This window comes from Acinetobacter sp. CY17, from assembly GCF_059515825.1.
The window spans coordinates 62069-82340 of sequence record NZ_JCAKMX010000001.1; the positions used below are offsets into that span (position 1 = coordinate 62069).

Genomic DNA, 20272 nt, shown 5'->3' on the forward strand with positions numbered 1-20272 from the left:
CCGTATGGCGGGTGTAAAGTTGGTTTGATTTATTCAGACTCAATCTGTGTTAAGCCCAATTCTTGCAGTGCAGCTTGCCAATTCTGCTGCGGATCACCATCTACGACTACACGTTCATAGAGTGCTGATATAGCTGCTTGCATCGGCTCTTGTAGCTCAAGATCTAACTGACTGATAAATGCATTACGCAATTCATCACTACTAAATTGAGCATAGTCATCTACACGCCAAAAGCTGTGACAGCCGTAGTGCGTGATCTCGCTATTTTTAGAAAGCGGTACAGATATATTGTTTGGACCGCAGCCGTATGCTTCAGCGAGTGCGTTGATCAAGTCTAAGTAAGCAGTGGGGATGATGTTGACGACTGATAGGTTGTAAATCACTGCGCCCCCAATTTATTTAAAAAACGTGTAAGACCAGCACGTTCTGCACTGGTGAGTGCGCGGTTGACGATGCCGTAATACTTGAAGTCTTGATTGATTACATGGTTTTGAGCGACAGATTGAGCGTCTAAAATCTGTGCTTGCTGACCGTGTTTTACAGTGAAAATAGTGCAGTTTGTTAATGCGCTGGGGAATGCGATGTTTAGTGCATCATCAATACCATCGAATTTAATGTCGTTTTGTAAAAGTGGGCGTGCAGCACTTGTGAATTGTTTTGCGTGATAACCGCTTATTTTTTTGATGTTAAATGCAAAAGTATTACCCTGAATGCCGGTAACAAAATACAATCTAATAAATACAATGTCGTTTGGTATGTGTATGTATTTATTGTGTGCTGATGTTTCAGAGCTTTGAGTTGAGTCATAGCGAATAGTGCCATCTAATTTTTTTAGCTGAATACGACAACGATTACTGATTTCAGAGTAAATCTCATAAGTTGATGCACTATCAACAGCAATCCATTTTGTTGTTTTTGCATTACTTGACGAAGCGTTTAGTATTTCGTTTGTAGATGATGCGTCAAAATACCCATCATCAAATGAAATATTAGATGCATTAAATTCAGTTGAGTTTTTGTCTAATATTAATCCAACTGGTTGATTACTTGTTGAATTAATTAAACCAGCCGCATCTTGATAAATATTATTCAAATCAGTCGCATCAAGCAGCGTCCCAATCTCACCATTCTCAAATAAGCTCTTAGGGTCAAACGGCGGCTCAGTCTTACCACCACCAATAATTAATGAATTTTTTGTGTACATTCCCACACCGCCGATTGCGGTGCTTAGCGGTGTTTTGATCATGTGTTACCCCGCAATAGAGACTTCCAAAGCAACTTGATTGCTCACTGATTTCCACACCCACAAGTCACCAAGTGAGCCATCATAGTAGAGCTTTGAGTCTGTGTGGCCATTGATGATATTTAGGTTTGGTGTACTACCAAACGCAAAGCGGAAGTTACCGCCATGACTACTGATATAGGCAGCATTAGAGCCAAGGTTTTGCGGTGTGTTGCTAAGTTCAATTTTTTGCTGTGACATAACTCTTTTCCATAAAAAAAGCACCTCAAAGGTGCTTAAACTTCAATTTCTGAATGTGTACCCGTAATCGGTGCAGGTCTCAAGATCGTTTGATTAGAAATAAAGACTCGTTGGCCAAGGTTGTACTGTGTACCACTGGTACAGAGTACCGGACCTGTGCTGCCATCAATCTGCACTCGATATTCAGGGTGGTCTTTTGATGTAATCACGCCGATGTATTCAGCGTGTGTTGGGTTGAGTAATTTTCTAAGCTCAAATAATGGATTGGTCACGATGAATGCGCTCCACTTTGATTGTTTCAGTCGCTTCGCTGTGTGAGTAACTTCCCGATACCGAGTCAATCACTCCCCACCATTGACCACCAAATGCGATTGTTTTACCAGGTAGCATTTCCCCAAGCTCACTGGTGATCGGTAAGCCTGCAAAGGTATGAATCTCTTGCACGTTGGCTTGAATCAATTGCATTTTGCCGTTGCTTTGTGCTGACATCGCATCAAACATGGGACCAACAGTGGTTTCAAGCGGAATATCACCTGACGAATTACGCTGCTTAATTTTCCAATCATCACCGCTGCGACTATTCACCAAAGTCACAGCGTTATAGTCGGCTAAATATTCAGGATTCTTTTCAATGGTCTGCTCAATCACGGCGCTTTCATTGATCAAAATATCGTAATCAGCAGCGCTTAACACATCCCAATGGCCCTTTTTATACTTTGGCAAAATGGTTAATTGGTTGCCTGCTTTTTGGCTATAAATAAAGCCACCGCCCGACTCAACCACTTGCTTAATCGCATCCATTGGCGCAAGTTCTGCATAACTTAAGCTTTGTGCTGCCACAGGCCAACCCACATCATCAATGAGCTGCCAATCTAATTGTGTATTTGCCAAAGCACGATCAAGCTCGGCTTGCACAAGCTGCACGCTACTGCGGTCGTTATCTTGAATAAATGAGCGTTTAGCAGTGTAATCACTTGAATTTAAAGCGGTGATGCTGCGACCACTGTAGGTATAAGTTCGATCTGCAAACTTAATTGTCTCTCGATCTGTCTCAAGCAATACGTGATGCTCAAAGCCGTTAATTAATAGTTTTAAAATCACAGGTTGATCATTGATCGGCTGTAGTTTGGCTTTTTCGGTGTGTGCTACGGTAATGGAATGTGACCAGCACCATGTGTCACGGCTGCAACTATACGAGCCATCTAAAACAATAATCTTCTCGCCCGTGTCGAGTCGTTCAGCATGTAAATGATTCAAAACGTACCACCATTGTTTTTTTGCTAATGCAGGGATGCAATCCTCTGCACCAAAATTTAAGACAACATTATTGCTTTGGCTGTGAGTGCATAAACAAGTAAAGTTTAAGTCCGTGCTGCCGAGGTACTTTGGTTTTTCGGGTGTTGGCCAAGATTCAATTTTGTGTTTGCGATAATGAATGGCCTTGGCTTGATCCCAATTGATCTGAGTCTTGGTCAAAATCTCAAGACCCAAATCATAAACAAAGCTAAAACAATGGGTCAGCTCATCAGCAACTTCGTGTGCGTAAGTTAGAGTTTTACGTCTGCGCAACATTTCTTGCCAAGTGGTCTGTCGCTGTTGTGTGAGCTTTAAACCCTCATCATGCACATAATGCTGATAAATAAAGCGCGTTTCTGTTGTTTGCCAATCTAAAGATGTAGAGCTACTCAAGCCTGTGCTTTGCTCATGAATAGCCTGCACAGCGCGGCTTAGCTTCAAACTATTCTCAAAATTAATCACTGTCTGTTGGCTTAAGCTTAAGCCTAGATCATAAAAAAGAGCCTCATTTGAGACTCTTAGGATTGGCTTGGACCATGGCAATTTAACAACACTTAAACACGCGATTGCTTTTTGATAGCGATTACTTAAACCAACCGAAACACCGACCAAATGATTGATGTCATTGGTTGCAGCAATGTTTGATAAAAAACCTAAATCAAAGCGTGCACGCAATACACCGCGATTATCAACCGCTTCATAATTTGTGCCATTAATTTGTGCCACAAATCCTGTTTTAATCGATGCATGTAACTGCCCGTGATTGACTTCACTTTGTGTGTTAGTGCCCGATATTGTTGCTTTAAAAGCTGTGCTGATTGGTGCTTTTAATACGTTAGGCTTTACACCTAATTCACCAAAATTTAAGACTAAATTGTGACTATCAATAGGGCTGAGGGGTGTATCAAAATTTAGATTGACGCTGTGTGCATCAGGTGGTGTGTAAGACATAAACCACCTTTTTTATTAAAGCGGATTGAGAATAATGCTCTCGAGTTTTTGACTAGAACCCAACGCAATATTAGTGTTATTTAAAGTGATGTGTGTACCATTTAAGCCCACATTAAAATCAGCAAAGGCTTCATGATTGCCGTTATATAGCCGTGCAAACGTCACCACACCTGCTTGAGTTGCCAAAGCTGTATTGGTTTCGTGCAACTCAATCCCATCACTTAACACTTGCTTTAAGCACGGCTTAGGTAAAGTCAGTGTACAGAGTGCATTTTCTGCGTTTGCAGCAACATCAATTGATGTGGGTTTATCACCTGAGTAATACACAATATAAGCAACACCACTTCCCGAATCTAAAAAATTTGCATAGGCTTGTAGCGCTAAGATTTGCGCTGCTTGCGAAGAAATAATCGTCATTTGGCCACCACATTATCTTGAATTACTGCGTTGTACTGATTATTCGGGTCAAATGCCACTACAAAGCACTCAAGCCCTACAGCGATATTACGAAATGCGTAAGAGCCATCAGCTTTTGAGGTGGTTTCCCAAAGCAATTGTCTGTTACTACGCTTAAAAACACAAACGGGTACAGGTGAATAATTGGCACCTACTTTTTTTGTTGTACCTTTAATTCGCCCAAAGCCTTGGTTACTATTCAGTACTGAAATAATCGGACGTGGCAATCTAATAATTGCATACCCCATGCTTTTGAGCTTTTCATGATCAGGATCATACCCACCAAAAAAGGTTCTTAAAATTTTAAGCAATTTTAATCTCCTCGACAGGCACAGCAACCCACAGTCGCCCAATGCCATGCACGCAAACATTAGAGTCAAGATCGATATCTTTAGTGAAAATAGGACTTGTATTCACACTAGATAAAACCGGCATATTTAGCGGCCCTATTGATAAAGTTTGCAGCCCACCTGAGATAAAACCAATGAATTGTTTGGTTGAATATTCAAAAAGCTGGATTGGTCTTGATGTTGTTGTGTTAAATGTGTCGATGCTGGATGGTAGTATTGAATCTTTCGCCTGTGGATAATACAGTTCTACATCTTCCTCTATTCTTGCAATATTTATTGCAACACGATGCCGACCAACATAAGCTAAAAAACCTCTTCGAGACTGTACTGATGGCTTTATTATTGATGTTGCCCCCTCACTATCACCAATCACAATCGGGTAATCTAAGCTTTCATAATTAAAACAATATGTCGGTAAGACCGAAAATAAACACCTTGCGGCTTCCCTGAGCTCTACGCTATTTGGGCTGTAGCTATTTATCATAGTCACAATATGATAAAGACTGCCCACAAGTACGCCACGACCGTATGTAGATGCTCCCTGAGAATATGTATAATTATTAGGGGTGCTACTTGCATCATCTGTGAAATCCCAGAGCATGGTCGGGCTTGCGTTATTTGAATTGGTTACTGTTCCGAGATTCCCTGGAACATTTATATCGTTTATTGTCCCCAGTGCAAGATCGGCTGTTTTTCCCACTGCAACCACAATGGCATTTCGATGTGATGCATTGGTCTGGAAGCAGATACGAAGATAGAGGTTACTTTCATCAATATGCTTAAACTTGTAAATATGCACATTCGAGTTTTCATACACCAACTCCCATCCAAGTGATGCAACCTTGGTTATGAAATTGCCTGTAATAGAAGTTGGCGCACCATCAATCGTCATCGTGACTGTATTTGCAGTCACACTATCAATGACAAATTCACCACCATTTATACCTAAAAGCTCAGGAGCACTGACTTTTAAAACACGATCAGCCACATAGCCATGCGTACCACCATAAGTAAGTGTGACCTGATTGCCTGCCACAGCCACGCTTGAAACAGTCTGCTCGTTATAGCCAAGTGCCAACATTTTTTTAAAACGATCTGGGAATAGGTTTTTAGATCCTGCACAAAAATCTAAACCCACGTCTGAGAAGTCAAATAATTTAGTCTGTGTCTGCTTCATTGCCATTTTTATTTACTCATAAAAAAGACCGCATATAGCGGTCATATTTGATTTAACTTTAAACCACGCGGTCAATATCACCGCGTAGCATGATCTGGAACTGGTCTGACATGAGAGCTGGTTCAGATTGCTTCACGGTGCGAATTACCCAGACCGGAAAGTTTGCAGCTACTGTATTGAAACGCAGGACATTACCATTGGCCCAGCCAGCACCCCAGCCTTCTTTTTTAATAATGAAGTAAGGTACACCGGTTACTGGATTGAGTGGCGCATAATCTGTGCTGGTTGACCCTGTAAGTGTTAAGCGACCTGTATATTCACCTACACAATAGAATGTTTCATTGCCTGTGAGTACGATTGCCCAACGTTCCTGAATCACGCCTTTGTTGGTGACCTGAATTGGATAAAGCGAATCATTAAAATTAGCTGAAATTGCTGAACCAGTTGGCTCATCGCTCCAGGCATTACTCCACGAACCCTGCACAAACTTACGAGTATAACGCGCCTGCATATCACCAATCACCAAAGCAGAGCCAACAATGGTATCGACTGCATCATAGTTATGGGTTAAAGGCTTGGTAAATGTCAGCTGACCATTGATCTGTACATCGCGGATCAGACCCATATCCTGATAGCGGTATTTAACTGTCAGTGGAGCTACCAGATTACCCAGTACGAAGTCACCACCCAGCGTCACACGGCCATAATCATAATCAACTGTGTACAAATCGAAAGCTGCTTTCGTTCCGTTAGCATCTTCAAGTTCAGCCCATGAAATGCGCTGATCATTCAGATCGTAGGTGGTACCCGGAATTGCACTTGGTAGTTCCTGAGCTTTGCTTGAGCTGACAATACCAATGCCACCAACACGGAAGATCGGCACCCGGCCATCAATCGGCAAACGTGTAGCAGACAGACCTAGAATTTCGGAATCCAAAGGAATATAGGTATAAGCCACTGCGTTATAACGCACGGATGAAGCGTCGACCCAGACCGGGACATTAATATAACGACCATCTACGTCATCATACTCAAGCAGCGGGTCATACCAGTCGTTTGCCTCGATCTCTGTACGGTTGGCTTCGGTGATTTTGGTTTTGGTATAAAAGTAAATCGTGACAAAGCCATTATCCCAATTGACCTGACCATGTGCCCGGCTGGTTTCAATCACCCCATTTTCATCAGCTGTCAGTGTGAGCTGGCCATATTCAATTGTTCCCACCACCACAGTTAAGGATTGTGGCCGGATTGGCATGATTGGTGTTCTAAAGCTGATCTTGTTGACCGGCAATAAGTCAGTTGTGGTGGTTAGGGATTCCAGAGTAATCGTGTTATCTGCATTCGGAGTCCATGAATCAATTTCAACAATCCCTGTACCATACTGGATTATGCCAGATTGAATCCCGCTGTTATTGGCCGGATTCACATTACGATACAGCAAGCCGGTACGATCCAGAAAGGTATCAACGCCCACCTTAAATCGGGCTGAGCCTGCAATGATCTGCTCATCATAGCCTGATGACAAATCCACTTTGAGTTGTTCGGCAACCACCGTATGTGTGGCTGAATTAGCGCCTGATGTATCTCGATAGGTTACTGTAATATCAGCTGCACGAAAGGCTTTAAGTTCAACACGTTCATTCAAAACACTCGAATACTGTGGAGAATAAAACGACATAGATTTTCCTCTTATGCTGCAACCATTGCACTGCTAATCGTAAAGGTAGGTTTCAACCTGTAGCCTGTGCCGATTGGTGTGACTTCAACCAAGCCTGTGCTGTAATTAATTGTGCCTTGCACCTGCTCATACTCATTTACAAGATGACCGAGCGTAGAGCTTACAGGTACATCTTTGAGTGTGACCACGCCATTGAGTAATCCATCCGCACTGACCACAGGAATATCTAAAGCCATACTATTGGGCTGAATGCTTGCCCCTGTGCCGATGGTAAAAGTGAGTTTTTGGCTACTATCAGGTGTCACAGCAGGCTTGCTTTGGTGCAATGATTCTCCGTAGTTGTAAACCACAGAAAATACTGTGCCTTTTTGTGGCAACTTATTTGGAATGATTTTACCAATACCGGTGGCATAGTTAATTTCACCTGTGGCATCCCCAGTAAACTTACCTTGAGCATTTGATGTTGCAGTTTTCTCTTCACCCTCAAGCAGCCAGTTAATAGTGATTCCAGGCAGCACACCTAGACGCCCTAGATCAAACTCGAATGCTGCTTTCTCAACACTTAAATTCGATCGTACAAAAGTGATAATCGGTGTACCCCAGTTCAGCAGGATCGGCGTATCTACATCCGGTAATGCGCCTGTGGTGAGTAACCAAGAACCAGTTTCATAATTGATCATGCCCGAACCAAAAGATGGACTGGTAGCCTTTAACTGGCCTGAGCCATCATCTTTAAGTTCATAGAACTTACCTTGGGACATATAAGAAATCGACAAAGCTCCCGGTGCTGGAATCGGAATTAAAACCCCAGTCCAGTTGGTGCCCTGGTTATTTTGCGTCACTGGAATGGCGTGGCTTTGGTAATACTGATTTGGTGCAGCGGCAGGCTTGAACGTAATATTCAGACTTGCAGTTCCTGCTGGGGCCGAGGAAGTCCACTGGATTAAGCCGCGCTGATAATCAATCGTACCGACTTGCGTGCCTTGAGTGTTCTTTAATAGTCCACCTTGGTCATTAATCTGCTGGCCTTGCAGGCTAAACGACACACTTGATGGAATCACCGCAGAGCCGATATACAGGTTTTGACTGACACCAACAGTCATGCCGGGATAATTTACGGTGATGGTGCCTTCATTACCCGCAACCAGTACCACGCTTTCACCAGCCGCATTCACATCAATGATTGGTGTTTCAGTCTGAGCTGATGGAATCAGCTGGGCAAAGATACTTTTGGCATTGACCGTAAATTCACCCACGTTCGCATCAGATGCCAATGCAGTCGATGAATAATACAGACCAGTATCAGCAACAATGGTATCGCGGATGATGGTCTTGGATTTCTCACCGTTGTACCACTGGCGTGCTGAAAGGCCGACAAAATCGACTTCCAGGGCATCATTTAAGGAATAGGTGGCTATTTTATATTCCACACTTTTACCATCAATCACCATAATTGCGGTACGTGTTTCAACTTTAGTGATTCGCAAGTACTGCTCACGCTCTAAAACTTTACCTTCATCACTAATCAGGACAATCGTATCCCCAACGGATGATTCAACCTCTTGCGGGAACATAGCCACCTGAAGTGATGACATTCCCTGCCAATGGGTATCCAATGGTGTACCTGCGATCTGGCCGCCTTTTGCTAGGTAGTTTTCCACCCGGTTCTGGGCAGACTGGCGCTCATCGGTCCAGTTCTTTGTGCTGAAAAGTAATGCCGAGACGTTTGGATCTTCTGGTAGCTCAGATACAAATACCGTTGCCCCCATGAGCAAATCAGTGTCTTCAGTGGTAACTGCCGGGAAGACCTTGCGCATGGAGACGTCACCCATGGTGCGATCCATCTCAGACACATCATTGAATAGGTTATTACTGATACCATCCTGAACCACAACACCGGAATACTTGCCGCCACCATCTGCGTTGTCAGTGTCACGTTCAGCGTGGTAAATAACCAAATCTTTTGTTTCAATTGGCATGTTTGCTCCAAAAACGCAGCGTTAAGTTTAAAAAATCATCCAGTGATACCGGTGGAATGCCTTTGACGTAGGACGTTTCCATTGGCGCTGATGTGTGGTTAAACACAACAGTGAATGTACGTTTGTCGTGCGGCAGGTCAAATTGCAGTTCAAATTCTTCAGCCAATGTAGACCACTCACGCAGTACACGCACGGCGCTCAGTCTTGCCCAGCCCATGCCTGTATCAGCAGGCACTAAACTAATTGGGCGCGCACCCAACTTTGTGCCTTCTTGAATATGTGGCGTGCCATCGATGGCATACTTCACAGTCTGTTGTTTAGACTGCCAATTAAATTCATCAGACCATAAAAAACCGTCTTCTAATGAGACGGCTTCTTGTGTTGATTTTCGGATCAGTTTCATGTTGATTTTGCCTGTGCCTGTAGTTTGCTCACCAATTGATTTAGCAAGTCCTCTTGGCCTGCATCACCTTGCAAATTTAATGTTTGCCCATCAAATTGGATTTGATAATTCACATTCTTAGCAGCACTTATGCTTGAACCAGTAGATACAGTTTGATTGCCTGCATACTGCGCATAACGTGCAATCTGTTGATCTACATAATCCACATTGGACATACCACCACCGCCGTTGCTAAATGACCAACTATTTGAGCCACTCACATTTTTATAGCGTGAACCGTTGGCAGAGATAGAGCTTTGATAAATCTCATTAGCAAGCTGCTTAGCGCGCTTTTCGTCATAACCCTGGGCTTTAAGTTGCTCAACAATTGCTGACTCATCGTAAGCCATTTTTGAGCGTGAACCTGTTGGTGTAGCATGCATAGCACCTGACATGGCGTTTAACATATCGCTCCATGCTTGTGTGGATGATTTAGCTTCTTCACGCATCACCTTGCCAGCATCACGCGCATGACCCTGTAAACCACCAAATGAACGACCTACACGGTTTACCGCTTTTTCAACCTCATTCATGGATGTGACCGAGGTTTTGCCTGTTTCATCTACTTGAACTTTAAGACCGAGTGAAGCAGCTTTAGAATTTGCAGCAGCTATACTCTGTGCATCAGCTGATGCGTAAGCAAGTTGAATTGTTTTTTCGTATGCTTGTTGCAATTGCTCTTGGGTGGCTTGACCACTGGCGCGCACGGTTTCAAAGTCCGCCAATGCAATTTGTGCGGCAAGTCGAAGCTGTTCTTTGGTTTTAATGCCAAGACGTTCAAAAGCTTGCTCAACAGGATCAAGGTCAGCAGGTAGTTCTTGAGCAATAATTTTAATTGCATGTAAACCTTGCTCAACTTGCTTAGTGGATAGTCGCCCTGTGCCACCAAAATCTCTAAGTTTTTGCTCAGCATAATCAAGCTCGGTTTGGTTTTTGGCTGTTTCAAGCCATTTTACCCAACCCTTATAGATCACATCAGTAGCTTCTTGCCCCTCAACCCCCAGACCCTCAACATCACTACCAAGATTATCAACATGCTTACTTGTTTCCATAAACTTGGATGAAACGCGATTCAATGCATTATCTAAATCCAACCCCAACCCTGTCGCAGCTTTGCGTGCTCGATCTGTAGCTGTAACAGATGACTCAACAGCATCCTTATTTTGTGACCAAGCCTTAACAGATACATTACCTGCATCACCCAATGTAACAATATAACCTTTAGCAAGGAGATCAGCCTGCATTACCCCATCCATAGCACCATTATTGGCAGCAATGGCAGCTTCAGCATAGGCTTGTACAGCGGCAATTTTTTCTTGCTCTGTGGCTTTCTTCTGATCTACTTCCGTTTTTTGATCCGATAAAACTTGATCTAATTGAGATTTAGAAAGTAGTTTAGCTTCTTCTGTTTTCTCTTGTCTTGTTTGTCCAATACCATCTAATGCTTTGGTAACCTGTACCTCATGATTTAAAGCTAACTCATCTGCTTGATGATAAAGTTCCTTAGCTTTCGCTGTAAGGTCTTGAAACTCCTTAAATGCTGCTTCCTTTGCATCACCAAGCATGAACTTGGACTTCCAGTACATAAATGCACCAGTTGCCTCATACATAGCACCAGCGAACAAATTTACTGTAATAGCAATACCTTTGAAGCCGTCATTGAATAAAGCAGCTAAAACACTGGCAGCTTGAAGTGTTTTGGTGAAACCATTGGTTTTATCATTAGCAGTATCAATACCACTATTGAAATCAAAAATTGCAGAAAGTGCGGTATTTAATACAGTAGTGACTGATCCAAAAATAGACCCCAATGACTCAACTAACGACTTAATTGCTTCATATGATGTATATAATGCAACTTTTAGTGCTTCGATTGTTGCAACATCAATCTTTTGAAATTGGTCAGATACCCACATAACACCTTGACCAATATCAGCGAGTAGCTCTTCTACTACACTCATACTATCAGCAAGTGTGACCAACCATTGTGCTACGGTTGCCGATGCACCATTGGCTTGATCCATTTCACCGATGAGGATTTGCCATTGTGTTGCAATGCGCTGTAAGGCGTTGCCAATGGTAGTTGGGAATTGATTGTAAAGCTCTTGAACTGACTCAGCCTGGCTACTTAAAGCTTTAACGACACGCTCAGACGATAACTCGCCATTTTCGGCCATCTTGCGCAATTCGCCAGTGGTGACACCTAAACCACGCGCCAAGGCATCAGCAAGACCAATACCACCTTCCATGATTGAGTTGAATTCTTCGCCGCGTAGAACGGATTGCTGCATAGCTTGAATAAACTGAATTACAGCGCCTTCCGCTGCCTCAGCAGATCCACCACCCACTTGAATAGCTTGGGTGATTGTTTGGGTGAGTTTTAAGGCTTGCTCTTGCGAGTAGCCCACCTCTTTACCCACGGCGGCCATACGTGTAAATAGTGATGCTGTGGCATCTAAGGTGCTATTTGTCGCCAAAGCCACTTGATGCACGCCTGCCATAGCAGATTCAAAGTCACCGCCTTTTTGAGTGGCAATAGTGATTTGGGCACTTAAATTGGTGTATGAGTCAGCAGCTTTGACAAGCTCACTTACACCTAAGCCTACACCAAGCGATGCTAATACACCTGCAAGCGCCGTGAATCCTGTTTTTAAGCCATTAATGCCGCCAAGAGCTTGAGTTGCTGCGCTCTTTGTTTGTTGAAGTTCGTTATTTGCTTCACTAACACTTTGTTCGAGTACGCTCACATGGTTAGCTGTAACTTTGGCTTGCTCACCAAGTGATGATGCAGATTGAGCAGCCTTGTTTGATTCTGTAGAAAAAGAAGCAGCACCCGATTTAATCGCATTTAGCGCTTGTTTAGCTGCATTTTCAGATTGTTTGATATTAGCAATAAAGGTCTTGCTGTCAGCTTCCAATACCAATTTAAACTTTAAATCTTTGCCTGCCATATTCTTTTTTCCCAATAAAAAACCCACCAATTTGGTGGGGTGTATTACGTATCTTAAAGATTATTCACTAATGCTTGTTAGCTTGCCATTTGTAAAGTGCAGATAGCGTGTACTGCGACTATCTCGGTATACCCACTGCTCAAACACATTATTTGTAGTAGTGGTTTTGTTGGTTTTACTTGGATACCCCCATGTTGATTGCTCAACCTCACGCATTGTCATACCAACTCTTGGTTTTATACGCTTTGCTTCTTGTGCCTCATAGTTGGCTTTAGCTTGTTCACGGTGTACTTGTTGTGCTTTTGATTGTTCAACTTGTTGTCTTAATTCTTTACTACCTGGGCATGGCTTGGATTGAAAAGTTTTTGAACCATTAATATTACACTCGTAAATGGTTGCATTAGCTGCTGCAGTAAAAAGTAAAGTTAAAAATACTAAATATTTCATAACACCCTCCTATTCATTTTCAACATATACTAACACTTAAATAACAAGAGGTTTTATGTGTTCCATATTTGGTATTGCTTCAACTCTATTTTACTTTCAATTACCGACTCGCGCACAACTCTTAAAGAGCATCTACAACCTTTGTTTGGTTTTTCCCAGTGAATTATAGCTTGCTCTAAAAATACCTCACCAAAATCAAATATCTTGTTTTTAAAGTCATAACAATTAAGTGGGGTGTGATTATCCAATAAAGGTTCCCATAAAAGCTTAAGCCTTGTATTTTTTAGTCTTTCTTTGCCCTGCTTGTAATTTTCAAAAAATACAACCCTATTAAAAAACCAAGCTGCATAATATTTATCATTTTCTATTAAATTTCGATCAATTTGCGCACGAATAAAAGGGGGGTTAATATCAATGTATCTATCTATAATTTTTTGATATAAGTGTGGATAATTTTTTAATTTTTGATTTGTTAGATAACCAAAAATAGTCAAAATCTCCAATTTAAAGAAACGATGATCAGCTTCACAAACCACCCCTATACTACGCAACACCTCCAACTCATCCAGTGAAAAAGATTCGTTAAACCATTGCTTATGTTTTTCTCTTTCCACCCCTATCCCCTGTTAATTTTTAATCATATTAACAGTGGCATAGGAAATAAAAAACTAACGCCTGATGATTGGTTTACATTTTCCAGATATAGGTACAAATAATGATGGTTAGTAAAATTGCTATAAATCGCCATGCTTGCATTTTTTGTAACTCCATTAAATATTTATCTCATAGCCAAATATCTACTGTCATTTTCAACAACCTGTTTAAGTTTTGATTGCAATAATTACTCTGGTAATTTCCAAAACAGAATTGGCACGGCGAACAATATTAGGAATGCAAGAGTCATCTGCCATATTTCTCAATCATAGTCTTCCCTTTGTTATATTAAAAAAAACAACCTTGTTTGGAGTAAACTTATTTCAATACTTCAATAAGCTTAGCGAAGGCATTAATAATATTGGAAAATTGCCACAGCAATATTGATAACAAGAAAACTCCTGTTACCTTCCAGAAACTCTTAACGTGATTACCAAGCTTTAGGTCATTCATTCTGACCACCTTTATGTTTTTTATATTCAAGATAGGCTTTAAAAAAATGTGGTGATTGCCAAGCCAATATGCAAACAATCACAGCTAGTAACAAAAACGCTAATCGCCAAATGGAAATATCTGCTGTCATTTTCAACAACCCATTTAAGTTTGTGATAAAATCATTCATACGATAATTTTTCTGATCCTTTCATTAAGGTTCTGGAAACAAAAAACCCCGAGATTGCAGTCTTGGGGTTTTTCTTTAGGTGTTAAAAAAGCACCCTAGGGTGCTCTTTAATTATGTGCTCTTAAATCATTTACAAAGGTTTTTATAGCTTTAGCATCACCATGGTGTGCCAATCTCGACACATTTAAGCGGCTTGCCAATTCACGGCGGTAAGCTTTATTTGCTGCCTTTAAGTACGCTAAAAATGCACCATACGACAGTTTTAAGATTTCAGAATGCGTATGACCATGGCGAATCAATGCTTGAAATGAATCAAACCATGTGGATTCTTTTACTGAATCTTTTAAGCCACGGCGTTTAGGCTCTTTTTCTTTAAAGTAGGCCTGATTAACGGTTAAAACATGGCGCATAAGTCGAATAAACTCAGGCTGATCTTTGGCAAGCTTAATGAGTTCATCTTGATTTAAATGCGTCACCAAGGCACACATCGCAATTACATAAGGCCCATGCGTTAAAAATAGCTCAGTTAAAACCGCATCTGAATAATCTTTATTGCTTAAAAATTCTTTAATCGGTTGTGCCACAATCAGCCAATCTTCTAATTTTTCGACTGTAATTTGTCGAATTTCTAAGGCTTCTATGCCAAATAAATTAACGTAGATTGATCGACCAAGAGCAAGGAAAAAATCATTCATGATAGGGTCTCATAAAAAATAGGCACAAAAAAAGACGCAATGCGCCATGATTCTTTGTGCCTATATTGGATTACACTTGATTTGGGATTTTGACAATGTTGCCGTATAACCCAAGCTCTGGGTCATCTTGCTTACTTAAATCTGCCAAGCATTGACCTGAAATACTGTAGCTACCCAATTCACTGTGAATCAATGGGAATTCAGACTCAGGGGTCTTTTTGGTACGATGCAGTGTAACCACCCATTTTTCCTTGTTGGCACGGTTAATACCCTCAAAGTACAACTCAAATTCATCATTAAAGTTGTCTGCAATGGATACCGCTGTAGCTTCCCCTGTGCTAAATGATGCAGTTACAGGCTCAGCAATCGCTTCTTTAAATGTCACTGTACCAAATGCAGCATCTAATACATATTTAGATGCATCAATCGGTGTAGAGCCTGCGGTTAAGACCACATCAGTCACATTGTAACCACCAAGACGAATCTTTTTGCCTGCTGTAACTGTACCTAAGTTTTTACCTGTTACCGCTTCGCTTGCGATAGCATGCTGTGTACCCGATAGGATGTATTCAATGTTATCGACTGATGCTTCTTCCAGCTCACCACTAAACTCAACCCCTGTGGTATCAGTCATAGTGAAGTCTGTAGAGCCTGTGCCTGTCATTGATTCTTTATGCTCAATGGTTTCAGCAGAAATAGCCAAAGCCAAATTGGGCACGTTACCAATTAAACGTAGTTCACCTGGTACGCCATTTACAATCTTGGCCAAATGCACTTTGCCGTGCAGATAAATATAGTTTTGTGACATTATTTTTCATCCTGTTTTGGCTCAGTTTGAGCTTTTTTCTTTACTTCAGGAACTTTGGCAATAACGCCGTTTTGCTCCAATTCGGCAAGTTTTGTGTCAGAGATACCACCGACAATATCCCCCGGCTTAAAGCGCCCAACGTGTTTCAATGCTTTGTATTGCATAATTTTCCTATCGAACTAATTCTTTAACTTCAAAAATAAGGGTCATATACGCAAAACCACCCAGACTGTAGCTTTCACGTAGATTTACTAAAAGTCGTAAAGGTTCAAGTGCATCTTCAGGATAGAAGCCACCCAAAACCTTGATGACCTTGTTGGTCAACTCACCCAATTGGTCATCAAGCGCCAAGCCATTATCACGCTGTGATGCTTCATTTCGACACGCTATAGACACGGCGTAACGCTTGGTTAAAGCATTCACTTTGCCTGATGCACGAGACTCAACATCACCAACCCCTGCATAATTGACATGCAATGATGGTGTGACTTGCTGACTCTCAGTGACTTGAAGCGAGTTGTTTGGCGTGTACACTTTTTTGACACTACCATCTTTTACAAATCGCTCTAATTCATCAGCAATCTGTTTACGTACCGCGAAGAATGTCATTCATAAACCCCTGTACTACATCAAGCAGCATTGTTTCATCGTCCGCATTTACACCAAGCTGCGTGCGTGGTGGCAATGTGACTTGCTTAACTTTGCGATATTGACCTGCAACATTAAAAAGCAGATAACCTGCTGTTTTTGGCACAATCTCAGCACCATAGTGAAGCGGTGCGGCATACTCAACATCAGTACCCACCTCCACACCATTGGGCAAAACATTGTGTGTATAGGAGTTCATTAAACGCCCTGTATCACGCAGTGTTTGACCGTTTTGCAGTTGTGCACGCCACGACATTTTCCATGGATTACCATCAACATCAGTACCCGTGACAAAGCGGTTATGTACACTATCTACAAGACCTGCACCCATTTCGTCATACAGTTTGGATTGGTCAAACTGCGCTAAACGATGCAGTAGCGCCGTGATCGGTGAGTCATCATCAAACTTAATATTCATTGCAAGCATGGTTTAGCTCCACGGCGTTGGCATCTTATCCAGTGTGTTATCACCAAAAATACCATCGCGGTATGTTGTGCCTACTGGTGCAACGGATGGTCGGCCTTTCAAGTCATCATTCACAACTTCATTGCTTTGAGCATCCATGATTTGCAGATCCGCTTTATTGTCTTGCACACGCTTTAAAAAGCTAATGGCTTGGTTATAAAGGTTTTCTACATGCTCAGTCGGTTGCTCAAAGTAAAGGCGATAGCGTGCGATATCACACGCAATACGCTTTAAGTTAGACGGCACGTTTTGCACTGGCAGAGCATAACGACGACCAATGTAGCCGTTAATTTCTTCCGCTGCGTCAGATAAGGCGACTTGCACCGCCTTGTCCGGGTTTTCGTGCATTAACTTTAGGTTTTCCACGGCGTTAACACCAAAGCGCTCAATTAGATCAACTTCGGTTGCGTACATGATCTACCTTATTTTTCAGGTTCTTTGGTGGTTGCCGCCTTTTTCTCAGCAGCAGCCGCTTTCTTCAGTGCTGCCACTTCTGCTTTAAGCTCAGTCACTTCTTTTTCAGCAGCTTCAGCTTTGGCTTTCCAATCGGTCACTTGTTTTTCAAGTGCAGCAATTTTTGGATCAGGTGCAGGTGCTTCTTCAGGTAATTGCTCTTTAATTGCTCCAGATGCTAAAAGGGCTTGAATGCGATCTACATCCAAGCCCTTAATTTCATCACCCGGTAAGAAGTGACCCACACTACCAACTGCAATATAAACCTTTGTCATTTAACCCCCTTATGCGCTAAACGCCGTGCCGCTGCAGATACCGTTTTTATTGCTTGGCACTGGTAATGGTGCAGACTCAGTTAAAACAAAAATGCCCGATGGGTCTTTTTCTTGCCATTGAACATCGAAGTATTCAAGCGGCTGACCTGCTGCTTCCATGTGTTTCACTTGGCACTGTGCAATAAAACCACTGATGTCAGCGATTAAACCCACATAACCTGATGGAATGTAACGTTTACGCTGACCACCTTGTACATAAGTAGCATCATAGGTCCACACTTCAATGTTATCGAATGAACCGCGATACACGGCGCTTTCACTAATACCCATTGTTTGAGCAAATGGAATATTAATCCCTTCGTTCGGTTTTACATAGTCAGCCTGAAATTCAGGATCATCTTTTAAATAACCCCAATTCTTAGATGATGTGAGTAAAACCTTAGCAGCACCCGCACCACCATCAACCAAACGCTGCGCCATGGTTTTAATGTCTTGGTATGGTTTAGCACCTGACTGATCCCATGCTACGGTTGGGTTGTAGCTCATTGATGGATCACGACCAAAAGACACAATGTTGCGCTTGTACTTTTTAGACTCAAGAACCATCTGGCCAGTCGTAATGTACTCAGCAGCCATTAGCACTTTGCGGTTATCAATTGAGTCACGGTTGCGCTTAATTGTTTCAACCTGACCTAAAATCAGCTTTTCAGCATCAGATAATGCTTGCGCACCTGTTGCCAAAATACCCACCGTGCGCAATTTATTCACCAAGGCCAAATCAAACGAGTTGCTTGGTGTCACCATGTTTTTAGGTTTTAAATACGCAGGCTGAACAAAATCAACTTTGGTTGCAGTTTTTGGGTCAAACGGAACACCTGCTTCAGTGTAGTAAACCAATGGCGCTACATCGATTTCCGCACTTAATTCAGCAATCGGCACTTCGTCACGCGCAAAACCACGCAAGTTGGGGAAAAACTTGTTGAGTAACCAAAGATCAAGTGGCTTGTGCGCTTCGTGCACCAACACCATTTCGCTTACATCAAGTAATTCGAGGGATGTATTATTAATCGTAAAAGTCTGTGGCATGTCTTACACCTTTGCTAATTCAATACGGTTTTTAGTTGCTTTGGCGCGTGCCGCTGCATATTTGCTTTCTGCTAATTTGGTGCCATTTAATGAGACTGCCGCAACATTAAACATGCCCGCATAAAACACTGGCGTTTCAACACCAGCTGTTGCCATTGCTGTGGCCTCTGCTGCTGTAATATCGGTTTTACAAATCACATCCCATGTTTTTTCATCCACGGCGTGAGTTAAAACATTTGCATCCGACAGGGTGAGCAAATCACCTTTTTTGTACGCCGTGGCCGTTGTTACCAATGCGGTTGCTGTGCGTTCTTTGCCAATATCAAGACTCAAATCTTGGTGGGTGCGTGTGGTGTTTGCGAATTTCGTCATTATTTACCCGCCTTATTCATTTCTTGAAGTTTTTGAATGCCTGCTGCAAAACGATGTTGATCTTGGCCGCCACCATTAAACTGCTGCTGCCCCTGATCACCGCCTGCTTGATGTTGTGTTAAGTAGCTTGGTAGACCTTGTTTTTGTGGCTCAGATGGTTTGCTTGAGAACTGACGCATATTTTTTGCAGTGAAAGCAAAAGTGGCATCATCCATGTTCTGATACATGGTTTTATCTTCAGCACTAAATTGCGTTTTTAAATCAGCAGCCAAGGCTTCAATATCTTCAGTACGTTTGCTTGCTTTAAATTGTTGCAGCTCATTACGTGCTGCATCACGATCTTGCTCGGCTTGTTTTAGAGCTTGTTTCGTTTGTTCGAGTTCGGTCACGTCTATGTCCTCTGTTTGATTTTGATTTTTGGCTGAGAAAGCCTGAATGCTTGTGTTGCGATCTGCACCAGTAGAGCAAATCGTAAATTCACGAATGCGGTTATTGCGGAAAATAGCGATTGGGCCCTCAAAGACCTGACCATTCACCGTGACTTTTTGACCCTGTGATACGTTTTCAACGGAACCCGGATCAATAAACATTGACATCTGGAATGGAAAGCCGTCATCAGCATCTTGCACAAACTCTTTAGCTTGTGTGTTGCTTAGAAAATTCCCCTCAACCGTGATGCCATTGGTTGTGTTTACCGTCTTTACTACACCAATACGCGATGAACTAAAGTGCTCACCAAGCAACGGTGTAGGCGTTTGAATCTCAATCCCCTCAAGATCAAACACTACGCCCTCACGCCCCCAATACCAGTGCCCATCTACACGGCCACCGCCATATGCCTGCCCTTTAAACGTCCGTTTCTTACCTTCTTCTGATTGGGGAATATCTACAGATGAGGCATTAAAGAGAAACTTGTAACGTTCTTCTTGTTGATCTGCCATGCTTTACTCGCATAAAAAAACCGCCCTAATAAGGACGGCATA

General features: G+C 42.3%; 25 protein-coding genes. All 25 read right to left on the minus strand.

Annotation, left to right across the window (positions count from 1 at the left end; all coding sequences use genetic code 11):
- Positions 1-29: 29 nt before the first annotated feature.
- The gene (locus tag AC5YCI_RS00305) at positions 30-383 is read right to left on the minus strand and encodes a hypothetical protein (RefSeq protein WP_496175058.1); all 354 of its coding nucleotides are present in this window, start codon (positions 381-383) and stop codon (positions 30-32) included.
- Positions 380-1246, minus strand: a complete 867-nt coding sequence (locus tag AC5YCI_RS00310) for a hypothetical protein (RefSeq protein WP_496175059.1) — start codon at positions 1244-1246, stop codon at positions 380-382. Before AC5YCI_RS00310 ends, AC5YCI_RS00305 begins: the two co-directional genes overlap by 4 nt.
- 3 nt (positions 1247-1249) lie before the next feature.
- The gene (locus AC5YCI_RS00315; RefSeq protein ID WP_496175060.1) at positions 1250-1483 is read right to left on the minus strand and encodes a hypothetical protein; all 234 of its coding nucleotides are present in this window, start codon (positions 1481-1483) and stop codon (positions 1250-1252) included.
- Positions 1484-1518: 35 nt separating this feature from the next.
- On the minus strand, positions 1519-1755 hold the full coding sequence (locus AC5YCI_RS00320; protein WP_496175061.1) for a hypothetical protein: 237 nt from the start codon (positions 1753-1755) through the stop codon (positions 1519-1521).
- Entirely contained in the window at positions 1736-3730 is a 1995-nt protein-coding gene (locus AC5YCI_RS00325; RefSeq protein ID WP_496175062.1) for a hypothetical protein, read from the minus strand. The genes AC5YCI_RS00320 and AC5YCI_RS00325 overlap by 20 nt, the downstream gene beginning before the upstream one ends.
- Before the next feature lie 15 nt (positions 3731-3745).
- Positions 3746-4147, minus strand: a complete 402-nt coding sequence (locus tag AC5YCI_RS00330) for a hypothetical protein (protein WP_496175063.1) — start codon at positions 4145-4147, stop codon at positions 3746-3748.
- A complete protein-coding gene (locus tag AC5YCI_RS00335; RefSeq protein ID WP_496175064.1) occupies positions 4144-4497 on the minus strand; it encodes a carboxypeptidase regulatory-like domain-containing protein in 354 nt (117 codons plus the stop codon). Before AC5YCI_RS00335 ends, AC5YCI_RS00330 begins: the two co-directional genes overlap by 4 nt.
- Complete coding sequence (locus AC5YCI_RS00340; protein ID WP_496175065.1) at positions 4490-5719, minus strand: hypothetical protein; 1230 nt, start codon at positions 5717-5719, stop codon at positions 4490-4492. The genes AC5YCI_RS00335 and AC5YCI_RS00340 overlap by 8 nt, the downstream gene beginning before the upstream one ends.
- A 52-nt stretch (positions 5720-5771) precedes the next feature.
- Positions 5772-7391: a hypothetical protein gene (locus AC5YCI_RS00345; RefSeq protein WP_496175066.1), complete on the minus strand. Its 1620-nt coding sequence runs from the start codon at positions 7389-7391 to the stop codon at positions 5772-5774.
- A gap of 11 nt (positions 7392-7402) precedes the next feature.
- On the minus strand, positions 7403-9370 hold the full coding sequence (locus AC5YCI_RS00350) for a hypothetical protein (RefSeq protein ID WP_496175067.1): 1968 nt from the start codon (positions 9368-9370) through the stop codon (positions 7403-7405).
- Complete coding sequence (locus tag AC5YCI_RS00355; protein WP_496175068.1) at positions 9360-9773, minus strand: hypothetical protein; 414 nt, start codon at positions 9771-9773, stop codon at positions 9360-9362. Before AC5YCI_RS00355 ends, AC5YCI_RS00350 begins: the two co-directional genes overlap by 11 nt.
- Positions 9770-12763, minus strand: a complete 2994-nt coding sequence (locus AC5YCI_RS00360) for a tape measure protein (RefSeq protein WP_496175069.1) — start codon at positions 12761-12763, stop codon at positions 9770-9772. Before AC5YCI_RS00360 ends, AC5YCI_RS00355 begins: the two co-directional genes overlap by 4 nt.
- A 60-nt stretch (positions 12764-12823) precedes the next feature.
- Positions 12824-13210 (minus strand): DUF4124 domain-containing protein, encoded by a 387-nt coding sequence (locus AC5YCI_RS00365; RefSeq protein WP_496175070.1) that lies wholly within the window; start codon positions 13208-13210, stop codon positions 12824-12826.
- A gap of 53 nt (positions 13211-13263) precedes the next feature.
- Positions 13264-13824 (minus strand): hypothetical protein, encoded by a 561-nt coding sequence (locus tag AC5YCI_RS00370; protein ID WP_496175071.1) that lies wholly within the window; start codon positions 13822-13824, stop codon positions 13264-13266.
- A gap of 485 nt (positions 13825-14309) precedes the next feature.
- Positions 14310-14486, minus strand: a complete 177-nt coding sequence (locus tag AC5YCI_RS00375) for a hypothetical protein (protein WP_496175072.1) — start codon at positions 14484-14486, stop codon at positions 14310-14312.
- Between the two features lie 107 nt (positions 14487-14593).
- Positions 14594-15181: a hypothetical protein gene (locus tag AC5YCI_RS00380; RefSeq protein WP_496175073.1), complete on the minus strand. Its 588-nt coding sequence runs from the start codon at positions 15179-15181 to the stop codon at positions 14594-14596.
- A 70-nt stretch (positions 15182-15251) separates the two neighbouring features.
- The gene (locus tag AC5YCI_RS00385; RefSeq protein WP_496175074.1) at positions 15252-15989 is read right to left on the minus strand and encodes a phage tail tube protein; all 738 of its coding nucleotides are present in this window, start codon (positions 15987-15989) and stop codon (positions 15252-15254) included.
- Positions 15989-16153, minus strand: coding sequence for a hypothetical protein (locus AC5YCI_RS00390; RefSeq protein WP_496175075.1), 165 nt, complete (start codon positions 16151-16153; stop codon positions 15989-15991). The genes AC5YCI_RS00385 and AC5YCI_RS00390 overlap by 1 nt, the downstream gene beginning before the upstream one ends.
- Positions 16154-16160: 7 nt before the next feature.
- Positions 16161-16598 (minus strand): phage tail terminator protein, encoded by a 438-nt coding sequence (locus tag AC5YCI_RS00395; RefSeq protein WP_496175076.1) that lies wholly within the window; start codon positions 16596-16598, stop codon positions 16161-16163.
- Complete coding sequence (locus AC5YCI_RS00400; RefSeq protein WP_496175077.1) at positions 16576-17064, minus strand: phage virion morphogenesis protein; 489 nt, start codon at positions 17062-17064, stop codon at positions 16576-16578. Before AC5YCI_RS00400 ends, AC5YCI_RS00395 begins: the two co-directional genes overlap by 23 nt.
- Positions 17065-17067: 3 nt before the next feature.
- Positions 17068-17517 (minus strand): gp436 family protein, encoded by a 450-nt coding sequence (locus AC5YCI_RS00405; protein ID WP_496175078.1) that lies wholly within the window; start codon positions 17515-17517, stop codon positions 17068-17070.
- An 8-nt stretch (positions 17518-17525) separates the two neighbouring features.
- Complete coding sequence (locus AC5YCI_RS00410) at positions 17526-17831, minus strand: hypothetical protein (RefSeq protein ID WP_496175079.1); 306 nt, start codon at positions 17829-17831, stop codon at positions 17526-17528.
- 9 nt (positions 17832-17840) lie between these two features.
- Positions 17841-18917 carry a major capsid protein gene (locus tag AC5YCI_RS00415; protein ID WP_496175080.1) on the minus strand — a complete coding sequence of 359 codons (1077 nt, stop codon included), beginning with the start codon at positions 18915-18917 and terminating at the stop codon, positions 17841-17843.
- 3 nt (positions 18918-18920) lie between these two features.
- Positions 18921-19289 carry a hypothetical protein gene (locus tag AC5YCI_RS00420; RefSeq protein ID WP_496175081.1) on the minus strand — a complete coding sequence of 123 codons (369 nt, stop codon included), beginning with the start codon at positions 19287-19289 and terminating at the stop codon, positions 18921-18923.
- Entirely contained in the window at positions 19289-20230 is a 942-nt protein-coding gene (locus AC5YCI_RS00425; protein WP_496175082.1) for a hypothetical protein, read from the minus strand. Before AC5YCI_RS00425 ends, AC5YCI_RS00420 begins: the two co-directional genes overlap by 1 nt.
- Between the last annotated feature and the right edge of the window lie 42 nt (positions 20231-20272).

Coding starts and splice junctions, on each gene's coding strand:
- AC5YCI_RS00365 (WP_496175070.1), bottom strand. CDS start 13,210: ATGAAATATTTAGTATTTTTAACTTTACTTTTTACTGCAGCAGCTAAT.
- AC5YCI_RS00420 (WP_496175081.1), bottom strand. CDS start 19,289: ATGACGAAATTCGCAAACACCACACGCACCCACCAAGATTTGAGTCTT.
- AC5YCI_RS00410 (WP_496175079.1), bottom strand. CDS start 17,831: ATGACAAAGGTTTATATTGCAGTTGGTAGTGTGGGTCACTTCTTACCG.
- AC5YCI_RS00400 (WP_496175077.1), bottom strand. CDS start 17,064: ATGCTTGCAATGAATATTAAGTTTGATGATGACTCACCGATCACGGCG.
- AC5YCI_RS00375 (WP_496175072.1), bottom strand. CDS start 14,486: ATGAATGATTTTATCACAAACTTAAATGGGTTGTTGAAAATGACAGCA.
- AC5YCI_RS00330 (WP_496175063.1), bottom strand. CDS start 4,147: ATGACGATTATTTCTTCGCAAGCAGCGCAAATCTTAGCGCTACAAGCC.
- AC5YCI_RS00425 (WP_496175082.1), bottom strand. CDS start 20,230: ATGGCAGATCAACAAGAAGAACGTTACAAGTTTCTCTTTAATGCCTCA.
- AC5YCI_RS00355 (WP_496175068.1), bottom strand. CDS start 9,773: ATGAAACTGATCCGAAAATCAACACAAGAAGCCGTCTCATTAGAAGAC.
- AC5YCI_RS00385 (WP_496175074.1), bottom strand. CDS start 15,989: ATGTCACAAAACTATATTTATCTGCACGGCAAAGTGCATTTGGCCAAG.
- AC5YCI_RS00310 (WP_496175059.1), bottom strand. CDS start 1,246: ATGATCAAAACACCGCTAAGCACCGCAATCGGCGGTGTGGGAATGTAC.
- AC5YCI_RS00315 (WP_496175060.1), bottom strand. CDS start 1,483: ATGTCACAGCAAAAAATTGAACTTAGCAACACACCGCAAAACCTTGGC.
- AC5YCI_RS00350 (WP_496175067.1), bottom strand. CDS start 9,370: ATGCCAATTGAAACAAAAGATTTGGTTATTTACCACGCTGAACGTGAC.
- AC5YCI_RS00345 (WP_496175066.1), bottom strand. CDS start 7,391: ATGTCGTTTTATTCTCCACAGTATTCGAGTGTTTTGAATGAACGTGTT.
- AC5YCI_RS00340 (WP_496175065.1), bottom strand. CDS start 5,719: ATGGCAATGAAGCAGACACAGACTAAATTATTTGACTTCTCAGACGTG.
- AC5YCI_RS00395 (WP_496175076.1), bottom strand. CDS start 16,598: ATGACATTCTTCGCGGTACGTAAACAGATTGCTGATGAATTAGAGCGA.
- AC5YCI_RS00405 (WP_496175078.1), bottom strand. CDS start 17,517: ATGTACGCAACCGAAGTTGATCTAATTGAGCGCTTTGGTGTTAACGCC.
- AC5YCI_RS00380 (WP_496175073.1), bottom strand. CDS start 15,181: ATGAATGATTTTTTCCTTGCTCTTGGTCGATCAATCTACGTTAATTTA.
- AC5YCI_RS00360 (WP_496175069.1), bottom strand. CDS start 12,763: ATGGCAGGCAAAGATTTAAAGTTTAAATTGGTATTGGAAGCTGACAGC.
- AC5YCI_RS00325 (WP_496175062.1), bottom strand. CDS start 3,730: ATGTCTTACACACCACCTGATGCACACAGCGTCAATCTAAATTTTGAT.
- AC5YCI_RS00390 (WP_496175075.1), bottom strand. CDS start 16,153: ATGCAATACAAAGCATTGAAACACGTTGGGCGCTTTAAGCCGGGGGAT.
- AC5YCI_RS00415 (WP_496175080.1), bottom strand. CDS start 18,917: ATGCCACAGACTTTTACGATTAATAATACATCCCTCGAATTACTTGAT.